This window comes from Sphaerisporangium rhizosphaerae (assembly GCF_042665155.1).
GTDB classification, from domain to species: Bacteria; Actinomycetota; Actinomycetes; order Streptosporangiales; family Streptosporangiaceae; genus Sphaerisporangium; species Sphaerisporangium rhizosphaerae.
In genome coordinates, this window is record NZ_JBHTCG010000002.1 from 169,288 (window position 1) to 180,879 (window position 11,592).

The 11,592-nt window shown below is 73.1% G+C and carries 12 protein-coding genes; 5 read left to right on the forward strand and 7 right to left on the reverse strand.

Annotated elements, in window-relative coordinates; translation table 11 throughout:
* Positions 1 to 27: 27 nt before the first annotated feature.
* Together ACFQSB_RS03435 and ACFQSB_RS03440 are read right to left on the reverse strand one after the other, a co-directional pair.
* Positions 28 to 1,266 carry an ABC transporter permease gene (locus ACFQSB_RS03435; protein ID WP_380824172.1) on the reverse strand — a complete coding sequence of 413 codons (1,239 nt, stop codon included), beginning with the start codon at positions 1,264 to 1,266 and terminating at the stop codon, positions 28 to 30.
* Complete coding sequence (locus ACFQSB_RS03440) at positions 1,241 to 2,857, reverse strand: ABC transporter substrate-binding protein (protein WP_354850848.1); 1,617 nt, start codon at positions 2,855 to 2,857, stop codon at positions 1,241 to 1,243. The genes ACFQSB_RS03435 and ACFQSB_RS03440 overlap by 26 nt, the downstream gene beginning before the upstream one ends.
* A gap of 119 nt (positions 2,858 to 2,976) precedes the next feature.
* Here ACFQSB_RS03440 and ACFQSB_RS03445 point away from each other — a divergent pair, with 119 nt between their 5' ends.
* On the forward strand, positions 2,977 to 3,627 hold the full coding sequence (locus ACFQSB_RS03445; RefSeq protein WP_380824173.1) for an Lrp/AsnC family transcriptional regulator: 651 nt from the start codon (positions 2,977 to 2,979) through the stop codon (positions 3,625 to 3,627).
* Positions 3,628 to 3,629: 2 nt separating this feature from the next.
* On the opposite strand, the gene ACFQSB_RS03450 is transcribed toward ACFQSB_RS03445, so the two are convergent.
* Positions 3,630 to 4,043, reverse strand: a complete 414-nt coding sequence (locus ACFQSB_RS03450; protein WP_380824174.1) for a hypothetical protein — start codon at positions 4,041 to 4,043, stop codon at positions 3,630 to 3,632.
* 267 nt (positions 4,044 to 4,310) lie between these two features.
* Between ACFQSB_RS03450 and ACFQSB_RS03455 the strand changes: the two genes are divergently transcribed.
* Both ACFQSB_RS03455 and ACFQSB_RS03460 read left to right on the forward strand, forming a co-directional pair.
* On the forward strand, positions 4,311 to 5,849 hold the full coding sequence (locus tag ACFQSB_RS03455; RefSeq protein WP_380824175.1) for an AMP-binding protein: 1,539 nt from the start codon (positions 4,311 to 4,313) through the stop codon (positions 5,847 to 5,849).
* Positions 5,850 to 5,992: 143 nt separating this feature from the next.
* Positions 5,993 to 6,403, forward strand: coding sequence for a hypothetical protein (locus ACFQSB_RS03460; protein ID WP_380824176.1), 411 nt, complete (start codon positions 5,993 to 5,995; stop codon positions 6,401 to 6,403).
* 103 nt (positions 6,404 to 6,506) lie between these two features.
* On the opposite strand, the gene ACFQSB_RS03465 is transcribed toward ACFQSB_RS03460, so the two are convergent.
* The gene (locus tag ACFQSB_RS03465) at positions 6,507 to 7,994 is read right to left on the reverse strand and encodes a S41 family peptidase (protein WP_380824177.1); all 1,488 of its coding nucleotides are present in this window, start codon (positions 7,992 to 7,994) and stop codon (positions 6,507 to 6,509) included.
* Between the two features lie 88 nt (positions 7,995 to 8,082).
* Between ACFQSB_RS03465 and ACFQSB_RS03470 the strand changes: the two genes are divergently transcribed.
* Together ACFQSB_RS03470 and ACFQSB_RS03475 are read left to right on the forward strand one after the other, a co-directional pair.
* Positions 8,083 to 8,736 carry a response regulator transcription factor gene (locus ACFQSB_RS03470; RefSeq protein ID WP_380824178.1) on the forward strand — a complete coding sequence of 218 codons (654 nt, stop codon included), beginning with the start codon at positions 8,083 to 8,085 and terminating at the stop codon, positions 8,734 to 8,736.
* Positions 8,737 to 8,804: 68 nt separating this feature from the next.
* Entirely contained in the window at positions 8,805 to 9,953 is a 1,149-nt protein-coding gene (locus ACFQSB_RS03475) for a HAMP domain-containing sensor histidine kinase (RefSeq protein WP_380824179.1), read from the forward strand.
* 25 nt (positions 9,954 to 9,978) lie between these two features.
* On the opposite strand, the gene ACFQSB_RS03480 is transcribed toward ACFQSB_RS03475, so the two are convergent.
* Genes ACFQSB_RS03480 through menC form a run of 3 tightly spaced genes read right to left on the reverse strand, consistent with a single transcriptional unit; the run spans position 9,979 to position 11,555 of the window.
* The gene (locus tag ACFQSB_RS03480) at positions 9,979 to 10,305 is read right to left on the reverse strand and encodes a nuclear transport factor 2 family protein (protein ID WP_380824180.1); all 327 of its coding nucleotides are present in this window, start codon (positions 10,303 to 10,305) and stop codon (positions 9,979 to 9,981) included.
* Positions 10,306 to 10,341: 36 nt separating this feature from the next.
* Positions 10,342 to 10,464 carry a hypothetical protein gene (locus tag ACFQSB_RS03485; protein ID WP_354850873.1) on the reverse strand — a complete coding sequence of 41 codons (123 nt, stop codon included), beginning with the start codon at positions 10,462 to 10,464 and terminating at the stop codon, positions 10,342 to 10,344.
* Complete coding sequence (gene menC / locus ACFQSB_RS03490) at positions 10,449 to 11,555, reverse strand: o-succinylbenzoate synthase (protein WP_380824181.1); 1,107 nt, start codon at positions 11,553 to 11,555, stop codon at positions 10,449 to 10,451. The genes ACFQSB_RS03485 and menC overlap by 16 nt, the downstream gene beginning before the upstream one ends.
* Positions 11,556 to 11,592 lie beyond the last annotated feature (37 nt).

Below are 11,592 nucleotides of genomic sequence, written 5' to 3' on the forward strand. Positions count from 1 at the left end.
GCTCCCCTCCGCGGCGGACGCGGGCGATCACGACAGCCTCACTCTCGGGTCGATGATCCCGTACAGGACGTCGACCACCAGGTTGATCAGGACGTACACCAGGCCGACCACCAGGCCGACGCCCATGACGGCGGGCAGGTCGAGCGTCGTGGCGCTCTTGTAGGCGTACTGGCCGATGCCGGGACGGGCGAAGACCGACTCCACCAGCACCGTGCCCGACAGCAGGCTGCCGAACGCCAGACCGGCCACCGTGATGATCGGCACCAGCGCCGACCGCAGCACGTACCGGAAAAGGATCACCCGTCCGGGCAGGCCCTTGGCCCGCGCCGCGCGCACGTAGTCCTGCCCGAGCACCTCCAGCACCGCCGAGCGCGTGAAGCGGGTCAGCAGGCCGATGGTGTAGGCGGCCAGCACCAGCGCCGGGGTGATCAGGTGCCCCGCGGCCGAGGCGAACACGTCCCACTGGCCGGCGATCGCGGCGTCGAGCGTGTAGAGCCCCGTGACGGCCGGCGGCGCGCTGAGGTCCGGCGCGACGCGGCCGCTGCCCGGGGTGATCTGCAGCCGGAAGAAGAACACGTAGAAGGCGACCAGCGCCAGCCAGAAGGTCGGCACCGAGATGCCGACCAGGCTCAGCACGCGCAGCACCTGGTCCGACAGCCGGTCGCGGCGCAACGCGGCGACCACGCCGAACGCGACGCCCGCCACCAGCGAGATCAGGATCGCCCCGCCCGCCAGCTCGATCGTCGCCGGCACGAACTCCGCCAGGTCGTCCAGCACCGGACGGTGGCTCTGCTGGCTCAGCCCGAGGTCGCCGTGCAGCAGCCCGCCGAGGTAGGTCAGGTACTGCGCCGGCAGCGGCTTGTCCAGGCCGTGCTCGGCCCGGAACTGCGCCACGATCGCCGGGTCGCCGAGGGCCCGCTGGCCGAGGTTGGCCGTGACCGGGTCGCCGGGGACCAGGTTGGTCAGGACGAAGGTGACCAGCGTGATGCCGAACCCGAGCAGCACCGCGACCGCGATCCGGCGGGCCAGGAACCGCGCCAGAGGGTGCCGCCGGCGACCGCGCCCGCCCGCCCGCGGGCCGCCCCCGCCGTTCACGCGGGCGCCGTCGTCGTCGTGCTTCGCGCCGTCGTCGCGCGCGTCCGGACCGGTGCCACCGTCGTGGTCGCCGGGACGTGCGCCGCCGTCGTCCTGGTCGCCCGGCCGGGCGGCACGGCCTCGCGCCGCGCCGCCCGCCGGGTCGTCACTTGGCGCCGAGGGCCGCGACATCGACCGTCCACACCGGGTGGAACTGGAGCCCGGTCACCGAGGCCGCCGTCACGATGTTCTGGCTCGGCTGGATCAGCGGGATGAACGGACCGGAGGCGTTGAGCTTGTTCTGGATGTCGGTGTAGAGCTGCTTGCGGGTGTCGTCGCCGACCGTCGAGGCCGCCTTGTCGCCCAGGGCCGACAGGTCCTTGTCGGCCCCGTCCTTCCATCCGGCGCGCAGGCCGACCGTCTTGCCGGGCAGGAAGGCCAGGTAGTCCGTCGGGTCCGGGTAGTCGGGGCCCCAGTACCACAGGCCCAGCTCCTCCTTGCCGTTGCGGTAGTTGTCCAGCGCGGTCGCCACCGGCCCGGGGGCCAGTTCGACGGTGATGCCGACCTCCTTGAGGTTGGCCTGGATCCGCTCGGCGAACGGCTGGAACGACAGGCCCTGCAGGGTGAGGTCGCTCGGGTACTCCAGCTTGATCGTCGGGTTGCTCACCCCGCTGGCCGCCACGGCCGCCTTGGCGCCCTCGACGTCCCGCTTGACCGCCTGGTCGGCGGGCAGCGCGCCCAGCAGCATCGTCGGGATGACGCCCGGCGCCTGCACCGAGCCCTCGCCGGCCAGCTCCAGCAGGCCCTGGTAGTCGACGCCCTTGCGGACGGCCTCGACGATCTTGGGGTTGCTGGTGACCGCGCTGACGCCCGGGTTCTGGTTGGCCAGCAGGAACACGACGTTGGCCGAGGCGGTCTTGACGGTCGGCAGGTTCGCGGGGACGCCCTTGACCTGGTCGCCGGACAGGTCCAGCGCGACCTGGCTGTCGCCCCGCTGGACGTTCAGCTTCTGGGTGGCCGACTCGACGTTGCGGATGACCACCTTGGTGTAGGTGGGCTTGCGGGCGCCCCAGTACTTCGGATTGACCTTCAGCACCACCTGCGAGGAGGTGTTGAAGGACTCGATCTCGTAGGGCCCGGAGCCGGCGGAGGCGCCGTTGAGGTACTGCTCGGCCTTGTCGGAGGAGTCGGCGGTGCCGCCGTGCTCCTTGACGACCTTGGAGTTCAGGATGCCCAGCGCCGGGTTCGGCAGGATGAACGGCAGCTCGGGCCGCGGCGTCTTGGAGGTCAGCGTGACCGTCGACTCGTCGGTCTTGGCCACCTCGACGCCGTCCAGCAGGAAGGACGGGTTGCCCTTCAGGTCGCGGACGCGGTTGAGGGAGAACACGACGTCGTCGGCGGTGACGGGGGAGCCGTCGGAGAACGTGGCGCCCTGGCGCAGCTTCAGCGTCAGCGTCTTGCCGTCCGGGGACTGCTCGTAGGACTCGGCGAGGGAGGGGACCGGCTTGGTGACGTCCGAGCCCTCGAAGGTCAGCAGGGTGTCGTAGAGCGCCTTGCCGATGATCAGTCCGGTCGGCTCGTAGTTGCGGCCGGGGTCGGCGGTCTTGAGGGTGAAGGACGCGTCCATCACCAGGGTCTTGCTCGTGCCGCCGCCGCCCTGCGACGACGTGGTGGACGTGCTGCCACCGGAGCAGGCGGCGAGGGAGAGCGCGCCGGTGAGCAGGACCGGCAGCAGAGCCGCCCTCGCCTGCCATGCCGTACGGCGCCGCGAGCGGGTCGCCATTCTGTGTCCTCCGGAATTGGGCTATGTAGACGATTGTTAGCGTGTGGTCCAGGATTGTCCGATAAAACGTCCAGCTCATGGCAGAGGGCCGAGACGGATAGAGCGCATGGGAACGATGTATGACCGAAATGTCAAGCACGCCACCGTCCGGGACCGGGGTCCCTGGACGGATCGGCATCGGCCTGCAGCTCGACGCCGTCCACATGAAGATCCTGCAGGTGCTGCGGGAGAACGGCCGCATCTCCGTGGCGGCCCTCGCCGAACGGGTCGGGATCTCCCGGGCGAGCGCCTACACCAGGTTCGAGGCGCTGCGCGCCGACGGGGTGATCAAGAAGTTCACCGCCGAGGTCGACCACGTGCGCGCCGGGCTCGGCATCACCGCCCTGGTCTTCGTCACCGTGCGCCAGCAGATGTGGAAGCAGTTCCGCGCCCAGCTCGCCCAGATGCCCGAGGTGGAGTACTGCGCGATCACCACCGGGCAGCACGACGCGATGATCCAGGTGCGGATGCCCGACGTCGCCGCCGTGCACGCGCTGGTCACCGAGCGGCTGGCGAGCATCCCCGCGGTCAAGGCCACCGAGACCGTCTTCATCCTGGACGAGGTGCTCAAGCGGCCCTACGTGCTGCCCTCCGACGGCCGCCCCCGCCAGGCCCCCCGCCGCCCGCCCGCCGCCGACCCGGCCCCGCAGCCCCCGTCGAACGTCCCCCTCGGCAAGATGCGCTTCGTGGGCGCCGCCGAAGGCCGCGCCCACCTCCACAAGGAGCCCTGACCTCAGGCCGGCCGGATCTCCTCGCAGACGCTGACCTGCGGGGTGTCGTCGCCGTCGAAGGCGAACTCCTCGACCAGGCGCAGGCGGCCGTCGGGCAGCGCCTCGATCCGGCTGGTGCTGCGGCCGGCCGCCCTGCCGCCGGCCTTGAGCGCGTGCGCGTAGGTGAGCTCGATCCGGTCGTCGTCCCGGGTGCCGACGAAGCGGCCGTGGATGACGGTGTCGCCGGTGTAGCCGCCCCAGATGACCCCGTTGGCCTCCCGGTAGTGGAAGCGCGTGGGCTCGTCGGCGTTCACCTCGCTCGCGGTCGAGCTGACCATCGCGAAGGCGCGGCCGTCGAGCAGGTCGCCGGAGGCGCCGGGCGGACCAGAGGTGTCGGGAGAACCGGAGAGGCCGGGGGAAGGGGTCGTGTCGCTCACGTCTCCGCATCGTGCCCGTCTGGGCGACGGGCGCAAGCCGGGTTGGACGTTTCGCTCACCGAGCCGGAGTCGCGCGGTGATCTGTCTGCGGCGTCCCACCGGACCGAGCGATGTTCTGTACAACGGGCTCCGGGGGTTCAGGAGAGCAATGTTCTGGGGACGGAGTATCTGAGCCGGCTCCGCGCCTCGGCCGACCGTCCCGGGACGGGGAGCGGAGAGGGCGGACCGGCCGCACGCCTCGACCACCGCCCGCGACGAGGAGCGCCCATGGACATCAGCGAGCTGCCCGGCTTCTACGCGATCGCCGCCGCCGACCCCGGCCGCAGCGCCGTCGTCGACGCCGACGGCGCGGTCACCACCTACGGCGAGCTGCTGGCCCGCGCGAACCAGGTCTCCCACGGGTTGCGGGCCCACGGCCTGGTCAAGGGCGACGTCGTGGCGGGCGTGCTGCCGAACGGGATCGACGCCGTGGCCATGCTGCTGGCGATCGGGCAGATCGGCCTGTACTACGTGCCCGTCAACTGGCACCTGACCGCCGCCGAGATCGCCTACATCCTCGGCGACTGCGACGCCCGCGTCGTCGTCCACGGCGACACCGCCGACGGCGCGCTCGCGGGCACCGTCAAGGACGCCTGCGCCGCCGCCGGGATCGCGGCCGAGGCGACCTTCGCAGGGTGCGCCGGCCTGGCCGAGGGCATGCCGGCCGGTCCGCCGCCGGACCGGTCGAGCGGCTCGGTCATGTGGTACACCTCGGGCACCACCGGCTTCCCCAAGGGCGTGCAGCGGCCGCTTCCGGCCTCCCCGCCCGAGCGGTCCGTCCCGGGCACCAGGTTCTTCGTCGGCGAGGTCTGCGACCTGCGGCCCGGCGACGAGGTCCACCTGGTCACCTCGCCGATGTACCACTCGGCGCCGTGCGCGCACACCCAGATCGCCCTCCACCTCGGGCACACCGTGGTCATCGCCCCCCGGTTCGACCCGGTGGTCATCCTGGAACTGATCGAGCGCCACCGGGTGACCAACGCGATGATGGTGCCGACCATGTTCCACCGCATGCTCCGCCTGCCCGACGAGGTCAAGAAGCGGTACGACCTGTCCTCGCTGCGCCAGGTGGTCCACACCGGCGCCGCCTGCCCGTTGGCGGTCAAGAAGGCGATCATGGACTGGTGGGGGCCGGTGCTCTACGAGTACTACGGCTCCACCGAGTCCGCCATCGCCTTCGCCGTCAAGCCCCGCGAGTGGCTGGCCCGCCCGGGCACCGTCGGCCGTCCCGCGCCGTCCTTCGAGGTGCGGGTCCTGGACGAGCACGGTGACGAGCTGCCACCCGGCGAGCCCGGCATGATCTACCTCTCCTCCTCCCTCGGGGCCTTCCAGTACCGCAAGGACCCCGCCCGGACCGCCGCGAGCAGGCGCGGAGAGTGGTACGCGCCCGGCGACATCGGCTACCTCGACCAGGACGGCTACCTGTTCCTGTGCGACCGCCGCACCGACCTGATCATCTCGGGCGGGGTGAACATCTACCCCGCCGAGGTCGAGGCCGCGCTGCTGGAGCACCCCGCCGTCGCGGACGTCGCCGTGATCGGCGTCCCGGACCAGGAGTGGGGGCAGAAGGCCGTCGCGCTGGTCCAGCCCGCCCCCGGCACACCCACCGGCCCGGAGCTGACCGCCGAGCTGCTGGCCCACTGCGAGCCGCGCATCGCCCGCTTCAAGCACCCCCGGGTCATCGAGTACCGCGACGAACTGCCCCGCACCCCCACCGGCAAGCTCTCCCGCTCCCGCGTCCGCGACGCCTACCTCGACGGCCGCTGACCCTCACCGCCTCGGCCGGACGCGGCCCGGGTGAGAAAGGATCATGGTCACGAGCGATTGATCGCGATGTCCCGGTGGGGGAGGATGCGTCCCGTACCTTCCTGCCGTGGTCGGTGCGATGTCCGCCGGGTGAAGGGGGAGCCATGCCGTCTCGACCGGTCGGTACCGTCTTGTCGGTCCTGGTCCTGGTGGCCGCCGGAGCCGCGGGCGTGGCGGCGTCCCTGGCGACCTCCCCCCAGGTCTCGGCGAGCGCCTCCCCCGATCTGATGGACTCTCCCTACCTGATCCCGGTCTTCCTCCTGCTCGCGCTGCTCACGGGGCTCGTCGAGTGGTGGGCCGGACGCAAGGGGTTCTGGTGGGGCATGGTGGCGCCGGCCCCGTTCCTGGCCTGGTTCGCCGTGGTCGTCGTCCGCGACGAGATGGACGGCGGGAGCCAGGGCCTGTGGCCGGTCGGGCTGCTCTTCCTGCTGGTGCTCTCGCTGGTCCACGCGGCCATCGCGCTCGCGGCGGTCTCCGTGATCCCGAAGCACCGCCGCAGGCCGTCCGCGGGCTGACCCGCGCGGGCCGCCCCCGGACGGACGCCACGCGGCCTCCGTGGCCATCCCCGCCTCTGGAGACGGACGGCCGTCCGGGCCCGCCGCTGCGGGTGCGGGGTGCTCACAGGAGGGCGAGCGCCTTGGCCAGGGCCGGGTCGCGTCCCGTGGCGACGTCGAGGGCGGTCAGCGGGACATAGTGGTCGACCGGCACGCCGATCGTGTCGATGATCTCGCGGTCCGGCCCGAGGTGCCGGACCTGCGGCAGGAGCACGACGCCGCCGTCGTCGAGGAGGTACCCCCGCGCCGGGCCGGAGACCGCTCCGGCGGTGCGCGTGCCGATGAGGGGGCCGATGCCGTTGTCCTTGACCGCCGCGCTGAAGTCCTCGCAGGCGGAGGCGCATCCGCGGTCGGTGAGCACGACCAGGCGCAGGCCGAGCAGCGGGACGGTGTCGTCGGTGCGGTTGGGCGCGCACTCACCCGTCAGCGGGCAGAAGTAGCTGGTCACCTTGCCGTGGGCGAAGGCGCCGAGCAGGCGCGTCACCTCCCGGGGCGACCCGCCGCCGTTGCCGCGCAGGTCCAGCACCACCGCCCTGCGCGCCTTCCGCGAGGCGGCGATGACCTTGTCGGCGGCGCCGTCGGCGAAGGCGGGCAACCGGACGTACACCACACCGCCGGGAAGCGCCTTGGACGTCACCTCCCGGGACGGCGGCGTGACCGGTCCCTCGCGCACTTCGACCGCGCGCACCCGTCCCGTCGTCGGCCGCTTGAGGGTCAGCCGCAGCGCCGGGGAGGCGAGGGCGTCGATGACGGCCTGGTTCGGCTTGGCCCCGACGAACGGGGGCATGCCGTTGGCCTTCAGCACGATGTCGCCGGGCCGCACGCCGGCCTTGGCGGCGGGGCTGTCCGGCAGGACGCGGGTGACGAACATCGGCGGCCGGGCCGCCGGGTCGAGCTGCGGCCCCCGCAGCGCCGACGCGCCCACGATGCCCGTCCCGGCCGGGCCGCCCGCCGGGGGCGGGGTGGGCCACATCACGCGGGCGTGATCGTCCTGCAGCCCGGCGACCATGCCGGTGATCGCGGCTCGCACCGCGGCGGGGTCGCCTGTGCCCAGGATTTTCGCGAAGGCGGTCCAGTCGGCGTCGCGCTCGCCGGTCAGCGCCGGTAGCCGCAGGTCGGCGCGGTCGGCGCCGCGCCGCTGCAGGTCCTGGGTGTAGGACGCGAGTGCGTTCTTCAGCAGCGTCCCTGGGTCGATGACCGGGCCGCTGTAGTAGTCGTCCAGCACGCAGTGGTACGCCTGCCGGAGCGTGTCGACCGTGGTCGGCGGCAGGGGTTCCTGCGGGGGCGCCGTGGCGGGGACGCACCCGGCGACCGTGGCGGGGGTCGCGGCGGGTGTCGCGGCAAGGGGAGCCGCCGGGGCCGCCGGCTTCAGGTGCGGGGCCGGTGAGGTCGCCGGCTTCAGATGGGGAGCCGGCGCGGAGGCCGGCTTCACCAGGACGGCGGCGGCGGGGGCCGGCGGGGCCGTCGGCTTCGGGTAGGGCGTCGCGGCCGCGGCGGGGGCGGACACGGAGCAGGCCGCGGCCAGCACGGCGGCGCACAGGGTTGTGTTCATGGCGGCCAGCGTCGCCGCAGGCGGGTTGCGCGGCCATGAACGGAATCGTTAACGCCGCTGTTACCCCGGATCGGGTACCAACAACGGCATGCGGGTGCTGGTGGTGGAGGACGAACGCGACCTCGCCGATCTCGTGGCGACGGGGCTGCGCCGCCACGCGATGGCCGTCGACGTGGTGTACGACGGAGCCGCCGCGGCCGAACGGCTGGCGGTGCACGACTACGACGTCCTCGTGCTCGACCGGGACCTGCCGGAGACGCACGGCGACGAGGTGTGCCGCGAGCTGGTCGCGCGGGGGAGCCGCACGCGGATCCTGATGATGACGGCCGCGGCGTCGGTGCCGGAGCGGGTCGAGGGCCTCGGCATGGGGGCCGACGACTACCTGCCCAAGCCGTTCGACTACGCCGAGCTGGTCGCGCGCGTGCAGGCGCTGGGACGGCGCAGCAGGTCGCGGGTCCCGCCCGTGCTGAGCCGGCACGGCATCGTGCTGGACGCCCACCGGGTGCAGGCCTCGCGGGACGGCCGCCATCTGCGCCTGTCGCTCAAGGAGTTCGCCGTCCTTGAGGTGCTGATGAGGGCCGACGGCGCCGTCGTGAGCTCCGAACGGCTGCTCGAGGAGGCCTGGGACGAGAACGCCGACCCCTTCACCACCGTCGTGCGGGTCGTGGTCAGCCGCCTGCGCGCCAAGCTGGGCGACCCACCGTGCATCCAGACGGTCCCCGGCGCCGGATACCTGCTGTGACCGCGCGCCGGCCCTCCGCCGCGGCGACGGGCAGGCCGTACGCGAGGGTGACGAACGGGGCGGATGCCGTGACCCCGGTCAGGTCGTCGGCCGCGGCGACGGTGCGGGTGCGGCTCACGCTGATCTACTCGGGGCTGTTCCTGCTCACCTCGGTGGTGCTGCTGGTCACGGTCAACGTGCTGGTGAGCCAGGCGCTGCGGTCACACATCGCGCGGCTCCCCGTGGCGCCGGGCGCGCCGCCGGCGCCGGGCGGGCCGGTGGCGCGCCTGGTGCCGCAGGGACCGCCGGACCCGATCCCCGGGCTGGTGGAGGACGTGGTCGGCTACCAGTGGGAGATGGCCACGCTCTTGGCCGGCGCGCTGGCGCTGGTGTCGGTCGTCGTCGGGTGGCTGGTCGCCGGGCGCGTCCTGCGGCCCGTCCACAGGATCACCGCCACCGCCCGCCGGCTGTCGGCGTCGAACCTGCACGAACGCATCGCGCTCACCGGGCCGAAGGACGAGCTGAAGGAGCTGGCCGACACCTTCGACGCGATGCTCGACCGGCTCGAACGCTCCGTCGAGGCGCAGCGCCGGTTCATCGCCAACGCCTCCCACGAGCTGCGGACCCCGCTGGCCGTCCAGCGGGCGGCGATCGAGATCGGCCTGCCCGAGGACGTCGGCGAGATCCGCGACACCCTCCTGCTCCACAACCGCCGCTCCGAGAACCTCATCGACGCCCTGCTGGTGCTCGCCCAGGCGGAACACGGCCTGGACGGCGCCGGGCCGGTCGCCCTGGACGAGGTGACGCGGCTGATCGCGGCCGAGGCCGGCACCGGCGAGGTGAGCGTCACGGCGCACGTGGAGCCGCTGGTCGTCGACGGGGACCCGGTGCTGCTGACCCGGCTGGTCACCAATCTGGTCGACAACGCCGTCCGCTACAACCACCCCGGCGGAACGGTCGCGATCACGCTCTTCCAGGGAGTCCTCACCGTCCGCAACACCGGCCCTGAGGTGCCGCCGGAACGTCTCGGCGACCTCTTCGCGCCCTTCCGGCGCCTGCACACGACCCGCGAACAGGGCAGTGGCCTCGGCCTGTCGATCGTCGCCTCGATCGCCAAAGCGCACGGCGCCGCCGTCCGCGCCACCCCCAACCCGGACGGCGGCCTGGAACTGTCGATCTTCTTCCCGCCCGGCGGGGCCGTCACGACGGCAGGGGAGGCGGCCGGCCTCAGGCGGTGATGCGATCAGGGAGACGCGGTCGGCCTCAGCCGGTGATGCGCATGAGGGAGACGCGGTCGTCCTCGACGGTGAAGGCGAAGTCGGAGGGGCCGTTGAAGCCGTCGCCGCCGACCATGGCCGACACGACCACCGTGTCGCCGTTCTGGCGCACGCCCGTGACGGTCAGGCTCACCCGGACGCCGATGAACTCCTTGTCGCTCCAGCCGCGGATGGCCGCGGGGCCGCGGAACACCCGCCCCCAGTCGTCGACGGCGCCGTCCTCGGCGAAGGAGCCGAGGAAGTCCTCGATGTCGCCGGCGTTGGCGGCGTCCACCGCCCGCAGGACGGCGGGCGGAAGGGTGAAGGGCGTCATGGTCGTGCCTCCATGGTGCAAGATCGGTCCACGACGTTACTCCCCGTCACCGGCCCGCCCGACGCCCGCGGGCCGCAGCCGGACCGCGAGGCGGCGCACGTCGATCTGGACCCGCTCGCGGATCGGGCGCGGCGTGGCCGGGGTCAGACGGGAAGCCACCGCGTCGAGGTGGTGACCTCGGCGAGGACGTCCGGCAGCGGGTCCACGCCCAGGCCGGGTCCGGTGGGGACGGCCAGGTGGCCGTCGTCCAGGACGAACGGCTCGGTGACGTCGGTGGCGTAGTAGCGGCGGGAGCCGGAGGTGTCGCCGGGCAGCGTGAAGCCCGGCAGCGCGGCCAGCGCGAGGTTGGCCGCCCGGCCGAGGCCCGTCTCCAGCATGCCGCCGCACCACACCGCGACGCCGTTCGCCCGGCACAGGTCGTGGATGCGGCGGGCCTCCAGATAGCCGCCCACCCGCCCCGGCTTGACGTTGATGATGGAGCACGCGCCGAGCGAGATGGCGGCGGCGGCGTCGCGCGCGGACTCGATCGATTCGTCCAGGCAGACAGGCGTGCGCAGCCGCCGGGCCAGGGCCGCGTGCTGCACCAGGTCGTCCTCGGGCAGCGGCTGCTCGACCAGCAGCAGGCCGAACTCGTCCAGCCGGGCCAGGTGCGGGGCGTCGGCCAGGGTGTAGGCGGCGTTGGCGTCCACCTGGAGAAGCAGGTCGTCCCCGAACCGCTCGCGCACCGCCCGTACCGGTTCCACGTCCCAGCCGGGCTCGATCTTGAGCTTCACGCGCACATAGCCCTCGTCCACGTACCCGGCCACCGCGTCGAGCAGCCGGGGGACCGAGTCCATGATGCCGACGGAGACCCCGCACGGCACCCGGTCGCGGGCGGCGCCGAGGAAGTCGGCGAACGAGGTGCCCGTGGCGCGCAGCTCGGCGTCCAGCACGGCCGTCAGCAGGGCGGCCTTGGCCATGCGGTGGCCCTTGAACGGCGCCAGCGCCCGCTCGGCGGCGTGGGCGCCGGCGCCGGGCAGCGCGGCGAGCGCGGGCACCAGGAAACGCCGCAGCACCTCGGCGGCCCCGTCGACGTACTCGGAGGAGTAGAGCGGATCGGACATCGCCACGCACTCGCCCCACCCCTCGCCCTCAGGGGTGACCACCCTGACCAGCAGCACGTCACGCTCGGTCTCGGTGCCGAACGACGTGCGGAACGGCGCGACCAGCGGCATCGCCACCCTGCGCAGCTCCACTCCAGTGATCTTCACGTGCGCTCCCTCACGTCCCCACACCTCTGCGCGACGG

Bases quoted from the DNA above. Each gene is read 5' to 3' on its own strand.
- ACFQSB_RS03435 (WP_380824172.1), bottom strand. From the start codon at position 1,266: ATGTCGCGGCCCTCGGCGCCAAGTGACGACCCGGCGGGCGGCGCGGCG.
- ACFQSB_RS03440 (WP_354850848.1), bottom strand. From the start codon at position 2,857: ATGGCGACCCGCTCGCGGCGCCGTACGGCATGGCAGGCGAGGGCGGCT.
- ACFQSB_RS03445 (WP_380824173.1), top strand. From the start codon at position 2,977: ATGACCGAAATGTCAAGCACGCCACCGTCCGGGACCGGGGTCCCTGGA.
- ACFQSB_RS03455 (WP_380824175.1), top strand. From the start codon at position 4,311: ATGGACATCAGCGAGCTGCCCGGCTTCTACGCGATCGCCGCCGCCGAC.
- ACFQSB_RS03460 (WP_380824176.1), top strand. From the start codon at position 5,993: ATGCCGTCTCGACCGGTCGGTACCGTCTTGTCGGTCCTGGTCCTGGTG.
- ACFQSB_RS03465 (WP_380824177.1), bottom strand. From the start codon at position 7,994: ATGAACACAACCCTGTGCGCCGCCGTGCTGGCCGCGGCCTGCTCCGTG.
- ACFQSB_RS03470 (WP_380824178.1), top strand. From the start codon at position 8,083: ATGCGGGTGCTGGTGGTGGAGGACGAACGCGACCTCGCCGATCTCGTG.
- ACFQSB_RS03480 (WP_380824180.1), bottom strand. From the start codon at position 10,305: ATGACGCCCTTCACCCTTCCGCCCGCCGTCCTGCGGGCGGTGGACGCC.